This window comes from Desulfatitalea alkaliphila (assembly GCF_022968795.1).
Classification (GTDB): Bacteria; Desulfobacterota; Desulfobacteria; order Desulfobacterales; family Desulfosarcinaceae; genus Desulfatitalea; species Desulfatitalea alkaliphila.
Genome location: NZ_JALJRB010000003.1, coordinates 266958 through 280811, shown reverse-complemented (window position 1 = coordinate 280811; position 13854 = coordinate 266958). Strand labels below are relative to the sequence as shown.

The 13854-nt window shown below is 60.8% G+C and carries 11 protein-coding genes; 4 read left to right on the top strand and 7 right to left on the bottom strand.

What is annotated here, in order from left to right:
* Window position 1: 1 nt before the first annotated feature.
* On the bottom strand, window positions 2–355 hold the full coding sequence (locus tag MRX98_RS04835; RefSeq protein ID WP_246903498.1) for a hypothetical protein: 354 nt from the start codon (window positions 353–355) through the stop codon (window positions 2–4).
* Window positions 356–846: 491 nt separating this feature from the next.
* On the opposite strand from MRX98_RS04835, the gene MRX98_RS04830 reads away from it, so the two are divergent.
* From MRX98_RS04830 to MRX98_RS04820, 3 genes are all read left to right on the top strand, one after another.
* On the top strand, window positions 847–3252 hold the full coding sequence (locus MRX98_RS04830) for a 3-hydroxyacyl-CoA dehydrogenase/enoyl-CoA hydratase family protein (protein WP_246903495.1): 2406 nt from the start codon (window positions 847–849) through the stop codon (window positions 3250–3252).
* Between the two features lie 66 nt (window positions 3253–3318).
* Entirely contained in the window at window positions 3319–4503 is a 1185-nt protein-coding gene (locus MRX98_RS04825) for a thiolase family protein (protein ID WP_246903493.1), read from the top strand.
* A gap of 156 nt (window positions 4504–4659) precedes the next feature.
* Complete coding sequence (locus MRX98_RS04820; protein ID WP_246903491.1) at window positions 4660–5067, top strand: hypothetical protein; 408 nt, start codon at window positions 4660–4662, stop codon at window positions 5065–5067.
* On the opposite strand, the gene MRX98_RS04815 is transcribed toward MRX98_RS04820, so the two are convergent.
* The 3 genes from MRX98_RS04815 to serC form a co-directional block, all read right to left on the bottom strand.
* Window positions 5057–5659, bottom strand: coding sequence for a hypothetical protein (locus MRX98_RS04815; protein WP_246903489.1), 603 nt, complete (start codon window positions 5657–5659; stop codon window positions 5057–5059). The genes MRX98_RS04820 and MRX98_RS04815 overlap by 11 nt on opposite strands.
* Before the next feature lie 79 nt (window positions 5660–5738).
* Window positions 5739–7481, bottom strand: coding sequence for an aldehyde ferredoxin oxidoreductase family protein (locus MRX98_RS04810; RefSeq protein ID WP_246903487.1), 1743 nt, complete (start codon window positions 7479–7481; stop codon window positions 5739–5741).
* Window positions 7482–7823: 342 nt separating this feature from the next.
* Window positions 7824–8912, bottom strand: a complete 1089-nt coding sequence (serC, locus tag MRX98_RS04805; RefSeq protein WP_246903485.1) for a 3-phosphoserine/phosphohydroxythreonine transaminase — start codon at window positions 8910–8912, stop codon at window positions 7824–7826.
* A 138-nt stretch (window positions 8913–9050) separates the two neighbouring features.
* On the opposite strand from serC, the gene hisD reads away from it, so the two are divergent.
* Window positions 9051–10361, top strand: a complete 1311-nt coding sequence (hisD, locus tag MRX98_RS04800; RefSeq protein ID WP_246903482.1) for a histidinol dehydrogenase — start codon at window positions 9051–9053, stop codon at window positions 10359–10361.
* Window positions 10362–10369: 8 nt separating this feature from the next.
* Here hisD and MRX98_RS04795 read toward each other — a convergent pair whose 3' ends face one another.
* The 3 genes from MRX98_RS04795 to MRX98_RS04785 all read right to left on the bottom strand — a co-directional run bounded on the left by MRX98_RS04795 (window position 10370) and on the right by MRX98_RS04785 (window position 13461).
* Window positions 10370–11116, bottom strand: a complete 747-nt coding sequence (locus MRX98_RS04795) for a cytochrome c3 family protein (RefSeq protein WP_246903479.1) — start codon at window positions 11114–11116, stop codon at window positions 10370–10372.
* 98 nt (window positions 11117–11214) lie between these two features.
* Window positions 11215–12792 (bottom strand): flavocytochrome c, encoded by a 1578-nt coding sequence (locus MRX98_RS04790; protein ID WP_246903475.1) that lies wholly within the window; start codon window positions 12790–12792, stop codon window positions 11215–11217.
* Window positions 12793–12978: 186 nt separating this feature from the next.
* Complete coding sequence (locus MRX98_RS04785) at window positions 12979–13461, bottom strand: response regulator (protein ID WP_246903473.1); 483 nt, start codon at window positions 13459–13461, stop codon at window positions 12979–12981.
* Window positions 13462–13854 lie beyond the last annotated feature (393 nt).

Here is a 13854-nt window from a genome sequence, read left to right as displayed (position 1 = left end):
CTCAGGATTTCTTTTTTAAATCGTGCAGTGCGATCACATTGCTCCGGGGGCTGCCGTTCTGCGGAGGGGCGTTGTCCGCATCCGTGGATGGCGGTATCGCCGGCTTCTCGCTGGCAGTGGGTTCCGGGCTGACCACCCGTTCCAGGCGCAGCGGTTTACCGTCCATGGTGAACGTTTCACCATTGATGTAGACATCGCGCAGGATCCAAGTCACCACCTGCAGGGGCACCTGCAGCAACAACAGTTTGACGTGATACCAGTCCCGCTTGATATCAGGTTCGATCGCCTCCACCCGTGCGAAGGAAAGTGGTTTCTCATCTAAATATATCAGTACGATATCGTTAATGTCGGTCATTGCTTGGGGACCTCTTGGCGTCTCATGCAGTGCTTGCTGAATAGAGCGCATGATGGCATAATCGACTGGATTTGTAAAACCGTAAAAGCGACCGCAAGGGAGTGCGTCATGACTGCGTGGACCGGGACTCTCGGCAGGTGGAACACAAGATCCGTCCCATCTTCGAAAAGCTTAAAGCCGCCTATGCAGCGCAATAACACGTAATCCGCCTGCAAGGGCCCGTGCTTGCGTGTGCCCCTCGTCGCTCAACTCCCGATCCGCTGGTCGCCGAACCTTGCAACCGTGATTCTGGACCGGCGTGCAACACTGTTCGTATCCGGATCCGTGCCCTTTGCGCGAACACGCTTTTCCCCTTGACACGGTTTCGTTCCTTCTGATAAATGAATGAACGCTCATTCATTTATCCTTTTAAGCACCCTTGGGGTGGCCGGATCGCTTGGTGATCCTCAAAGTTCCGGTGAATTCACAGCAAATTGGTATTAGGAGGGCTCATGGTTAGAAAAATCAGACAGGCAGCGGTCATAGGATCCGGTGTCATGGGTGGCGGCATTGCCGCTCTGTTGGCCAGTGCCGGCATCAAAACACTTTTGCTGGACATTGTTCCACCGGACCTGAAGGACGAGGAGAAAAAAGATCCCAAGGCGCGCAACCGTATCGTCATGGCGGGTTTGGAAAACATCCGCAAGGCCAAACCGGCGGCGCTGATGCAGCGCAAGGATATCGATCTGATCAGCATCGGCAACATGGAGGACGATTTCGACAAGCTGGCGGGTTGCGACTGGATCGTCGAGGTGGTGGTGGAAAACCTCAAGATCAAGCAAGACCTGCTCAAACGGCTGGAAAAGGTGCGCAAGGCCGATGCCGTGATTTCGTCCAACACCTCCGGTATTCCCCTCAAGGCCATGAGCGAGGGGTTGAGCAAGGAATTCAAGCAGCATTTTCTGGGTACCCACTTTTTCAACCCGGTGCGCTACATGAAGTTGCTGGAAATCATCCCCGGCGAGGAGACCCTGCCCGAGGTGCTGCAGTTCATGGCCGAATTCGGCGAGCGCAAACTGGGCAAGGGTATCGTCTGGGCCAAGGATACCCCAAATTTCGTCGGCAACCGCATCGGCGCCCAGTCGTCGGCCCGCACCATGCAATTGGTGGTGGAGATGGGCATGACGGTGCCCGAGGTGGATGCGCTTTTCGGCCCCGCCATGGGCCGGCCCAAGACCGGCATGTTCAAGACCATCGACCTGGTGGGTCTGGACATCATGTCCCACGTGGCCAAGAACACCTACGATCTGGTCCAGGATGACGAGGCCCGCGAGAGCTTTGTGCTGCCCGATTTCATCGACAAGATGCTGGAAAAGAAGATGCTGGGCAACAAGACCAAGGGCGGCTTTTACAAAACCGATCTGACCCCCGAATGGAAGAAGATCCGCAAGGTCATCGACCTGAACTCCCTGGAGTACAACACCTACGACAAACCCTCCTTTCCCTGCCTGGAAGCCGCCGCCAAGGCCAAGACGCCCGAAGAGAAGATCCAGGCCATGGTCTTCGGTGACGACAAGGGGTCGCAATTTGTCTGGCGCGCCGTGGCCGAGAACCTGATTTATGCAGCCAATCGCATTCCCGAGATCGCCGACACCATCGTGGAAGTGGACAACGCCATGCGCTGGGGTTTCGGCCAGGAACGCGGTCCCTTCGAGGGGTGGGACCTGATGGGCGTGCAGAAGGTTGTGGACCGCATGGAAAAAGACGGCCTGCCGGTGCCGGAAAAGATCAAGAAGATGCTGGCCGGGGGCAACCAATCCTTTTACAAGGTGGAAGGCGGCAAGCGTTTCTTCTTCGATTTCGCATCCGCAAGCTACAAGCCCATCGAGACCAGCCCCACCATGATCTCCCTGGACGTGCTCAAGGCGGACAACAAAACGGTCCTCGGGAATTCGTCCGCCACTCTGGTGGACCTGGGCGACGGGGTTTTCTGCGCCGAGTTCCACACCAAAATGAATTCCCTCAACGACGAGATCGTCGAATTTCTGGAAAAGGCCCATGACTATGTGGACGCCAATGGTGTCGGCCTGGTCATCGGCAACCAGGCCGGCGGCATGCCCGGCGCATTTTCCGCCGGCGCGGACTTGCGGCAGGTGTACGAAGGGGCCCAGGCCGGCGCCTTCGCCGACATTGAGGCGGCCGTCAAGCGGCTCCAGGAGGCCATCCAGCTCAGCCGTTACAGCCACTACCCGGTGGTGGCGGCGCCTTTCGGCCTGGCCTTGGGTGGTGGTGCCGAGATTTGCCTGGGCGCCGACCGGATTGTGGCCCACGCCGACCTTTTCATCGGCTTGGTGGAGATCGGCGTCGGTCTGCTGCCCGGCGGCACCGGCTGCTCCGCCCTGTGGCGCAAGGTGCTGGAGAACGTTCCCGAGTCGGTGGGCGAAGTGGAGCTGACCAAGTTCTTCCTGCCCGTGTTCCAGGCCATCGCCATGGCCAAGGTGTCCATGTCGGCAGCCGAAGCCCGCGCCACCGGCTTTCTCGGTCCCAAGGACCGGATCATCTTCAACCGCGACCACCTGATCGGCGAAGCCAAGAAGGAAGTGCTGCGCATGGCCGACGACGGCTACACGCCGCCGTTCAAACGCCCCTTGCGGGTGTTCGGTGAAGCGGCCCAGGGCATGGTCCGGGCGGAATTGCTCAACATGCAGGCGGCCGGTTATGTCAGTGAATACGATGCCTACCTGGTCAAGCGCATCGCCACGGTCATCAGCGGTGGCCAGGCACGCACCGGCGCCTACATGAGCGAGGATGCCCTGCTGGCCATCGAGCGCGCGACCTTCGTGGATCTGTTGCGGCAGGAGAAGACCCTGGCCCGGATCGACCATATGCTCAAAACCGGCAAGCCGCTGCGCAACTAACCGTATCGATTGCAGCGAAGCCGAAAAGCGTCGTCAACAACCCAACATCTCTTTTGGAGGGACACTATGAAAGAAGCTTATATCGTCAGTTCGGTCCGGACGCCCGGTTGCAAGCGGGCCAAAGGGGCCCTTAAAGATACCTTGCCATTGGATCTGCTCTCCTTCATCCTGAAAGCATCGGTGGAGAAGATTCCCCAGCTCGATCCCCAGCAGATCGATGATGTCATGATCGGCTGTGCTTTCCCCGAGGCGGAGCAGGGCCTGAACATCGGCCGCAATGCCGCCAGGCTGGCCGGTTTCCCCGACAAGGTGTCCGGTGCCACGGTCAACCGGTTCTGCGCCTCGGGTCTGGAGGCCATCGCCCTGAGCGCCATGCGCATCCAGGCCGGATGGGCCGATGTGATCGTCGGCGGCGGCATCGAATCCATGACCTATGTGCCCATGGGCGGCAACCTGCCCCGGCCTTATCCCCAGGCGAACGAGGATGAGATCAAATTGTTCATCTCCATGGGCACCACGGCAGAGAATGTGGCCAATCGTTACAACGTGACCCGCGAGCAGCAGGACGAGTTCGCCTACCAGTCCCAGATGAAGGCGGCCCATGCCCAAAAGAACGGCCTGTTCACCGAAATCGTGCCCACGCCGGCCACCAAGTTCGTGCTCCAGGCCGACGGCACCTACAAGAAAGAGACCTTCTTGCAGGATTTCGATGACGGCGTGCGGGCCGAAACCACCGTCGAAGGGTTGGCCAAGCTGCGCCCGGCTTTCTCCCTGACCGGTTCGGTGACGGCCGGCAACTCTTCCCAGACCACCGACGGCGCCGCTGCCACGGTGCTCATGAGCGGTGAGATGGTCAAAGAGCTGGGTGTCAAACCCATTGCCAAGCTCAAGATGTACACCACCGTGGGCTGCCGCGCCGACGAGATGGGCGTGGGACCGCGTTACGCCATCCCCAAGTTGCTGGACATGGCCGGCATGACCATCGATGACATCGGTCTTTGGGAGATCAATGAAGCCTTCGCTTCCCAGGCGCTTTACAGCATCCGGGAAATCGGCCTGGAAAAATACATGGACCGCATCAACATCCACGGCGGCGCCATCGCCCTGGGTCATCCCCTGGGTTGCACCGGCGCCAAGCTGTGCGCCACCCTGATGGCCAACATGCAGGCCAAGGGCGTGAAGTACGGTGTGGAGTCCATGTGCATCGGCGGCGGCATGGGGGCCGCGGCCCTGTTCGAGTTGTGTGATTGATCCCTGACCGGCGCTGATGCCGGCCCACATTGAATGAAAGCGTTATAAAGCAAAGCCGCCGTAAGGCGGCTTTGCTTTTTTATGGTCAATGGTGCTAAATTGGCGATGGATACAGACCCGCGACAATCCTTGCCGAGGCGCTTGAAAGGAGCGTGTATGCGAAAAACGTTTTGGTTGTGGCCCCTGGTGGTTGTTCTGCTCCTCACGGCCTGTGCCGGGATCGCCAAACGGCAACGCCTGGACCGCTTCGATGATATGGAGCGCCTCTACCGAAGGGCGTTGCTCGATGGCGATTTCGCCGGTGCGCGCCGCTTGCTGGATCCGCAGGTGGCCGCCGAGCCCCTTGATCCGGAAAAGACCAAGCTGCTTAAAATCGTGGACTACAAGCCCACCCATGTGGATGTGACCGAGGACATGAACACCATCGTGCAGCAGGTGGCCCTCAAGTATTTCATGCTCGACACCAATCGGCTGCACACGGTCGATTATCAACAGACCTGGCACTATGACGAGGTTCACAAGGTATGGTTGCTGCAAACCGACTTGCCGCGGCTTATACCGTGAGTGTTTCGACCCGCAGTTCGACCCATCCCTCGGGCCAGGGCAGGGCGGTCCAGCGGTCACTTTGAACGGGCTTGCCGTTCCAGCGGACTGACATTGTGTCATCGGGTGGTGGGGTGGTCTGTTCCAGAAAAGCGGCCAGGCGTCCTCCTTTGATCCAAATACCACCGCGTAGGATCGCGGCCGCCAGTTCGCGGGCCACCAGATTGAACAGCTTCAAGGTGACGACCGTGAAACCGGCGCCGCCGCCTTGGCCGCCGCCGCTGCTGTAGGAAATGGCCGCACGGAAACTTGCCAGCACCCCCCCCTTGCGCAATGTCGCCCCGACCAGGCCGGGCATGGCCGCCGACAGGGCGATCACATCCCCGTCGTCCACGGTCAAACGTGTCACGTCGTCCACGGCGCGGGCATTGACGAAAATGGTTTGCACGCGTTGATCGAGGTATTTCTCGTCGATGCCCAGTTGGTCGCACAGCAATTTGACCAGGGGGATGCCGGTGCGGGTGGCGATCCCCACCCCTGCGCTGAAGAGCGGGGTGAAGCGGGCGGCGGTTTCGGCAGGCAATCGGAGGTCGAGGGTCGCGGCGGGTTCCATGGCAACTCCTTGCGGAACGAAGAAAAAAGGGGGCGCCGTCGGCCGGCGCCCCCTCGGTTAGCGTCTATAAGGTCGGCGCTTAGAAGTTGAACACCTGATCCAACTCTTCGTCCGTCACACCGAAGGTGACTTTGTGGGGTGTGAGGGGCTCGTTCTTGAAATAGTCGGGCAGACGATCATGGGCGGCGGTCAGGCCGGCCCGGGCATTGAAGGTGCGCTCCTGGGTGAGGATCTTCTTACCCAAGTCGGACACATCGTCGCCGGTCATGTCCAACCCGGTGAACCCGTTGATCAGATCGATCAGCGCCTGGAATGTCTCCGGCTGATCCAGGATGGCGAAGGCGATGAACAGGCACATCCCGGTGGCATCGATGGCCGTGGTGGCGATCTGCAGGTTGCGCGACAACTCCACCTGCCCCTGGGGTTTGAGCGGATCGACGCTGCCGCCCACCCCCAACACGTTGGCGGTCACGGCGTAGCCGGCGGTGTGGTCGGCCCCCATGGTGGAGGTGGCGTAGGTGACGCCGATACCCTGCACGGCCCTGGGGTCATATGCGGGCATGGATTGCCCCTTGACCACCGGCACCCGTTCGACACCGAACACCCTGCCGGTGACCGCCGCGCCGCTGCCCAGGATGCGCCCCAGGGGGGTGCCCTGGCCCACCTCTTTGATCAAGCGGATGGCCGCCGTGGCATCGCCGAATTGTGCCAGGCCGGCGTCCATGGCCACGGCGATGGTGGCCCCCATCTCGATGGTGTCCAGGCCGAAGTCGTCGTCCAGGCGGTCCAATTCGGCAATGGCATCCAGGTCGTCGATGCCGCAGTTGCCCCCATGGGCCCAAACGGTTTCATACTCCGGCTGTTTGGTCACGAAGCGGCCGTTCTTGTCGTAGAAGGTACCGGAACAGCGAATCACACAGCCGCGGTGGCAGCCGTGGGTGGCGGAGCCGTCGCCGCCGCGGCTGTTTTCCATTTCAGCCAGGGCTTCGCCGGAAATTTTGGCCGCCCCGTCGAATTGGCCCTGCTTGAAGTTGAAGGTGGGGTAGCCGCCGGCTTCGTTGATCACGTTGGTCAACACATTGGTGCCGTAGGCCGGCAGGCCCTGTCCGGTCACCGGATGCTGGCGCAAACCGGCCACGAAAGCTTTGTTGGCCGCCTTGAACTTTTCCGGATCCTTGGGCTCGCGCATCTTGGTGCCCGCGTCGTCGATGATGATGGCCTTGATCCCCTTGGCGCCCATCACCGCCCCCACGCCGCCGCGTCCGGCATGCCGTGTCGGCAGCCCTTCCATGTCGGTGAAGGCCACCGTGGCGGCGCCCAGTTTCATCTCACCGGCCTGGCCGATGGAGATGCAGCCGAACTTGTCGCCGTAGGTCCCCCTCAGCTTCTCGACGGTGTCGTAATTGCCCAACATCTTGAGATCGTCGGCCTTGTCGATGGACACGCCGTCCTTGTTGATGATCACTTTGTAAAGGGTGTCATCCTTGGGGCACCCCTCCAGGATGATGGCCGCATACCCTAAGCGGGCCAGCAGTTGGGAGGGTTGCCCGCCCGAGTTGGCCTCCTTGATGCCGCCGGTCAGCGGGCTTTTGCACCCCACCGATATCCGTCCCGACATGGCGGCGGCCGAGCCGCTCAGCAGGCCCGGTGCGATGACCAATTTGTTTTCGGCACTCAGCGCATGGCAGGTGGGGGGCACCTCCTGTGCCACGACGGTGGAGGTCATGGCCCGGCCTCCCAGCCCGGCATATGCCCCCAGCGATTCGGTCTTGAGCTCGGGTCCGTTGGCGCCACTCATGTTGATGCGAAGAATTTTGTCCATGCCGGCCTCCCACTGTTGATTTGCAATCGGTTTATGGTGTTCGCTCCAAGACGGGAAAATGTGGTTTCATGCGGGTCGGTATTGCAGCTTCACGGAAAAAGACAACTATACTAGTAACTATGCGTAATCCGTGGTGTTGTCAAGGAAAACCAAATTCCGACAATGGCCGTCGCGGCACCTTGGTTCGGCAGCTCGATGGGTCTTGAGGGTATGGAAGGTTCGGCAATGGTTAGAATGGATCGAAGGTTGGTATTGCCCTAACCAAAAGAAACCCCCGCTGCCCAAATGGGAGCGGGGGTTTATTCGATTGCGGCCGGCCTGTGGCCGTGTGGAAATGCAGGTCTACCCGTTGCGGCTTTGGAATGTCTTCATGAAATCGACCAAGGCTTGCACCGCTTCAACGGATGTGGCGTTGTAGATGGAGGCCCGGCAGCCGCCCACCGAGCGGTGGCCTTTGAGCCCGCCGAAACCGGCTTCGGTGGCTTCGGCCACGAACTTCTTTTCCAGTGCTTCGTCCGGTAGCCGGAAGGTGACATTCATCATCGAGCGGCTGTCCTTGTCGGCGGTGCCGTTGTAAAAATCGCTTTCGTCCATCAGGTTGTACAGCAGGTCGGCTTTCTGCTGGTTGCGTTGGGCCATTTTGTCCAGGCCGCCCACCGTTTCTTCCAACCATTTGAGCACCAGTTGCACCGTGTAGATGGCGAAACAGGGGGGTGTGTTGAACATGGAGTTCTTGTCGGCATGGGTGGTGTACTTGAGCATGGTGGGCAGGGTGGCGGGCGTCAAGGCCAGCATGTCGTCGCGCACCGCCACCAGGCAAACCCCGGCCGGTCCCATATTCTTCTGCGCGCCGGCGTAAAAGAGGCCGAAGCGGCCGGCATCGAAGGGCCGGGAGAAGATGTCCGAAGACATGTCGGCGATCAAGGGAACACCGCCGGTATCCGGAAATCGGGCCCATTGGGTGCCCTTGATGGTGTTGTTGGAGGTGATGTGGACATAGGTGGCGCCGGGGGTGAAGGCGATGTCCTTGGGAATATAGGCGAAGTTGCGATCCTCGGAGGATGCAGCCACCTTGATCGGCTTGCCCAGGATTTGTGCCTCTTTGATCGCCTTGGTGGACCATGTGCCGGTGTTGACGTAATCGGCGGTGCGGCCTTCGGCCAGAAAATTCATCGGGATCATGCAAAACTGCATGCTGGCGCCGCCCTGCAGAAAGAGCACCTTGTAGCGGTCGTCCAGGTGGAACAGTCGCTTGGTGCGCGCCACCGCGTCGTTGATCACATCGTCGAACCACTTGGAACGGTGGCTGATTTCGGTGATGGACATGCCGGATCCCTTGAAGTCCAGGAACTCCTGTTGAATCTCTTCCAGCACGGTTTGGGGCAAGGCGGCCGGTCCGGCGTTGAAGTTGAAGATGCGTTTAGGGGCCATGATGGGTTGTTCCTCCCTTGAAATGATGATTGGGGCTGATGGCTCAGCGAACTAAATGTACATGCGTTCGGGATTGACAAAACGCTATTTATCGTAAAATGTGTGCGCGAAGTCAATATCTACTTAAAGGATGGCGCCATGAAAATATATCCGTATCCCTCGCAGACTGCGGAAAAACGGTTGCAGCGGATTATCGACCGCAAATTGGGTCATGATCGCAAACAGTTGAATGCCGTGCAAAAAATCCTGGCGGATGTCCGCAAGAACGGGGACCAGGCCCTGATGACCTACACCCGCCAATTTGACGCCCCGGCGATGACCCCGGAGCGGATGGTGGTCACCCCGGAGGAGATGGCGGCCGCCCGAAGCCGCGTGGATCGCAAGTTCATGCGCGCCTTGAATCGGGCCGCCGATCAGATCGCCGCTTTCCACCGCAAGCAGTTGCCCCGCTCCTGGTTCGACACCCCGCGGCCGGGTACTTTCCTGGGTCAGATGGTGCATCCGGTGGATGCCGCCGGCGTCTACGTGCCCGGCGGGCGGGGCGGCGAAACGCCCTTGGTGACCTCGGTGCTGATGGGCGCCATTCCCGCCCGCATCGCCGGCGTGGAGCGGGTGGTCATGGTAACCCCGCCCAACCGGGACGGTGGTGTCAGCCCCTATCTGCTGGCGGCCGCCGCCAAGGCGGGCGTGGATACGGTTTACAAGGCCGGCAGCGCCTGGGCCATCGCGGCACTGGCCTACGGCACGGAGACCATCGGCAAGGTGGATGTGATCGTGGGGCCCGGCAACATTTACGTGACTTTGGCCAAAAAGTTGGTAACCGGGACCGTGCAGATCGATATCATCGCCGGTCCCAGCGAAGTGCTGGTGATCGCCGATGCCCACGCCGATCCGGAGCATGTGGCCGCCGACCTGCTCTCCCAGGCCGAGCACGATCCCCTGGCATCGGCCGTGTTGATCACCGATGACGCGCCCATGGCCGAAGCCGTGCGCGACGCATTGGTCCGTCAGGTGGTGCAACTGGCGCGGCGCGAGATCGCCGAACAATCCTTGAAAGCCTTCGGCGCCCTGGTGGTGGTCGAAGACTTGTCGACCGCCGTCGCACTGGCCAACCGCATCGCTCCCGAGCACCTCGAATTGCAGGTGCGGGATCCCTTCGCCCTGGTCGGCGATATTCGCCATGCCGGCGCGGTGTTCATGGGCACCCACACCCCCGAGGCGGTGGGTGACTACGTGGCCGGCCCCAACCATGTGCTGCCCACGGCCGGCACGGCGCGTTTCTCGTCGGCCCTGTCGGTCAACCATTTCCTGAAACAGACCAGTTTGCTTCACTACACGGCCGAAGCCTTCCGCAGGGAAGCCGCCGACATCATTCACCTGGCGCGTATCGAAGGCCTGGAGGGCCATGCCCGCTCGGTGGAGGTGCGTTTGGGCCGAACCCGCAAATAGGGCCGCGCCTATTGACCGCCGGGTATGGTCATTTCAAAATTGCGATGGCATCCGAGGCAGTACACGCTGGATGCCATGTGGGCCTTGTGGCACACCGTGCAGGCGATCTCTCCCAAATGGGATTGGTGCGGGTTGCGATCGGCGAAATCGGAGGGGGTGCTCCGCTCGACCAGCTTTTCCAGCGGCCCGTGGCACGCCAGGCATTGCTCGTTGGTCAGGGTCGTTTCGGCGGGCGGCAAGCGCCGGCCATGGCAATCGGCGCAACCGATTCCCGCGCGGGCGTGCAGATGATCCAGGAAGCCCGACCCCACCCATGTGAGCATGCCGGCACGCATCCATTGCATGTCTTCGGCGGTGGGGGCGCCCCGGTTGTCATCGGTCACGCCGGCCAGGCCGAAATGCTCGGCGGCGCGCCACGTGTGGCAGTGCTCGCAATCCAAATCGCCTTTGGGCGGCAGGTGGGCCGGGTGAAGGCGGGCGGAGAGCAAGTTGCGCGCGCTGCGCGATGCTCGGTCCGTGGGATGACAGTCCAGGCAGGCGCCGACCGTATCCCCAGAGATCTTCGGGTGGTCCTCGGCGAGCAATCCATCATAATCGGTGTGGCAACTGCCGCAGGTCATGGGCGCCGGCGTTGCCGTCGCGTGCCGCGGTTCGCTTTGTTCCCCGGCGCTGTTCATTACCCCTGCGGCGGCAAAAGCCATCAACGCCAGCACCCCTGCCGTTGCCCAATCACCGAAGCGAGAACCGCTAGACATGGCAGCCCTTCCTTTCGTCGGTACAGGGCACCGTCCCTCGCGACGGCACCCTGCGCAGCCATTGGTGACCGGCAAACAACTGCCGGGATATCTTGCGTCTACGCTTCGGTTTTGGCCTTGGCGCCGTTGGTGCCCGCCACCCGCCCGAAAGAGACGGCGTCCGGAATGGCGTTGCTGCCCAGGCGGTTGGACCCATGAACCCCGCCGGTCACCTCGCCCGCCGCGAAGAGCGACGGGATGGGGTTGCCGAAAATATCGATGACCCGGGCCCGGTCATCGATGCGGATGCCGCCCATGGTGTGGTGCACCGCCGGCCACTGGGCAAGGCCGTAGAAGGGGCCCTCGGCCAATGGGATCATCGCCTTGGTCATGGGTTTGTTGAAATCGGCGTCCTTGCCGCCGTCGATGTACTGGTTGTGTTTGGCAACGGTCTCCTGTAGCGCTGCGGCGGGGATATTGAGCTTGCCGGCCAGCTCGGCGATGGTGTCGGCTTTGATGAAGCGTCCCTTTTCAATGCCGGCCGCCACCTCTTCATTGGAGCCACCCATTTTCAGCACCATGGCCTCATTGAAAATGGACCAGGTGGGTTTGGCATCCGGTCCCAAATGGATCTGGGCAAAGGCGCAAACATCCCGGCGTTCCAACTCATTGACGAACCGTTTGCCCGCTTTGCTGACGTAAATAATGCCGTAGCCCGGGCCGTTGAAAGGATAAACCGCCGGGGTGTCCAGAATGCCCGTTTTCGGTTCGGCGAAGGGATAGAGCTGAATGAAGTTCATATGCAAGGTGTCGGCGCCCACCGCCTGGGCAAAACGGATCATTTCGCCTGTCGCCCCGGGCTGGTTGGTGCAGTTGAAGGATTCCACCATGCGCGGGTTGTGGGCCAGGCGCATCTTGATATCCCAGCTGAATCCGCCCGAGGCGAGGATGACGGCGCGATCGGCACGGATGTTCAACGTTCGGCGACCCCGCTTGACTTCCAGGCCCAATACAGGGCTTTGGGGGTAGGCGTCGCGACGCCAAATCCAAGTTACCTCCGAGTTCAGGGCAATGGCGGCACCCCGCTTTTCGGCGATGCGCCGCAGGGCATCCGTGAATTCGCGCCCCACACCGGCCACGCCCGTGTGGGTGCGATAGGCGCTGTGACCGCCGGCGCGCGTGACGGTGGGCCTGACACGGGCGCCCCCTTCGCTGATCATCCAATCCAGGGCAGGGGCCGCGCCTTTGGCGACGACCTGCACAAGGTCCGGCAGGTTATAGTAATCGCCCCCTTTGATGGTGTCTTCGGCGTGCAGTTCGGGGCTGTCGTCCCCCAAGTTCAGATTCTGGCGGTAATGAAACTGACTGTCCCAAGCGGCATAGACCCCACCGTTGATGATGGAGTTGCCCCCGTAAGTGGGCATTTTCTCCAGGATCACCGTTTTGGCCCCTGCGCCGGCTGCTTCGGCCGCTGCCGCCATGCCGGCGAAGCCGGAACCCACGATCACCACATCCCAGGTCTCATCCCATGAATCGGGTAGCTTTTTCGGGGCGGCTTCCGCCCGGCCCGGTGCCGCCATGTTCAGCGCCCATGAACCGGTCATGGCTGCCGCACCAAGGGCGACCGTGCCCTTGAGCATGGATCGACGGGTGATGGTGCCGATGCTCTTCTCTTGGGGTTCTTTTTGCTCTGCCATGCCATTACCTCCTTTTCGTTTTACGCCTCGGTTCGACGTGATACCGATACAGATCCCGATTTCCAATGGGCCAATCCCCCTGCCTGGGTTTTGTAGAAAACCGCCTTGCGTTTTGATGCGTCGGTATGGTTTTGTCGCCATCCGCGCCTGAGCGAGATGGCGTAACGGCGTTGGTGCCGGTCATGGCTAATTTTTTTCCTTGTCCCATCGCCGATGTTTGTCCGCAGGCACCTTGGGCGGCAAAGTGGATCGAAGCGGTGTCGAGCGGTTGCGCGAGGACGCAACTTCGTAACCGGTCGGACGAAGAACCGCCGCCACTGCGCTTAGTAGAGGCTCGACGCTGTTGCCCCCCTTGGCGATAAAGATGGGTTTCGCCAACCCCTGACGCATGATCGGCAGCGTTCTTTCTTCCAAATGGGTGTGGACGATGACCGGCAGCGCCGGACATTGCCGACGGATACGGATCAACAAAGTGTCTGGGTTGGTGTCTGGAAAATCCGGATCGATCACAAGCAGGGCCAGGTTGGCTTGGCGTTCGATCCAGAACAGTACCTGCCGTACGCTGTCCGCCGGTAGCACGATATAACCCGCCCGGGTCATTTCGCGCTGCAGCAACCGGCGCACATATGAATTGCGGTCGGCAACGACGCTGGTGGTCGAAGGGATCACGCCCGTGCTCTCCTTTATTTTGGGGTGGTCTCAGCAATCGCTTCACCGATTCCAGAGGACAATACGTTTCTGCTTTCGCCGGTAACGCTTCGCCGGGATTGCGCGGTCGGCGCTGGTCCGAATTTCAACAAGGTATATGAGCAATCCTTGTGCCACCGCTTTGTTGCGCATGGGTGGCGCTCAGCGACCGTCCCAGGAGAGCCACGGTCGTGGTTGCAGGGGAGGCGGCAAGAGAATGGATGGGGCTTAGCATCCATCGACTGTTGTCCGGATATTTTACAGCCTGTAAAACAGGATGGGTGTGGACCGGCAAGGTACGGTCAGGGAGGAGTCTCATGATAGGCATCGAAATCGATTTCTTCTTATTTATAGGAAGGTAGGCGTTGGTGGGTT

Bases quoted from the DNA above. Each gene is read 5' to 3' on its own strand.
- MRX98_RS04835 (WP_246903498.1), bottom strand. From the start codon at position 355: ATGACCGACATTAACGATATCGTACTGATATATTTAGATGAGAAACCA.
- MRX98_RS04830 (WP_246903495.1), top strand. From the start codon at position 847: ATGGTTAGAAAAATCAGACAGGCAGCGGTCATAGGATCCGGTGTCATG.
- MRX98_RS04825 (WP_246903493.1), top strand. From the start codon at position 3,319: ATGAAAGAAGCTTATATCGTCAGTTCGGTCCGGACGCCCGGTTGCAAG.
- MRX98_RS04820 (WP_246903491.1), top strand. From the start codon at position 4,660: ATGCGAAAAACGTTTTGGTTGTGGCCCCTGGTGGTTGTTCTGCTCCTC.
- MRX98_RS04815 (WP_246903489.1), bottom strand. From the start codon at position 5,659: ATGGAACCCGCCGCGACCCTCGACCTCCGATTGCCTGCCGAAACCGCC.
- MRX98_RS04810 (WP_246903487.1), bottom strand. From the start codon at position 7,481: ATGGACAAAATTCTTCGCATCAACATGAGTGGCGCCAACGGACCCGAG.
- serC (WP_246903485.1), bottom strand. From the start codon at position 8,912: ATGGCCCCTAAACGCATCTTCAACTTCAACGCCGGACCGGCCGCCTTG.
- hisD (WP_246903482.1), top strand. From the start codon at position 9,051: ATGAAAATATATCCGTATCCCTCGCAGACTGCGGAAAAACGGTTGCAG.
- MRX98_RS04795 (WP_246903479.1), bottom strand. From the start codon at position 11,116: ATGTCTAGCGGTTCTCGCTTCGGTGATTGGGCAACGGCAGGGGTGCTG.
- MRX98_RS04790 (WP_246903475.1), bottom strand. From the start codon at position 12,792: ATGGCAGAGCAAAAAGAACCCCAAGAGAAGAGCATCGGCACCATCACC.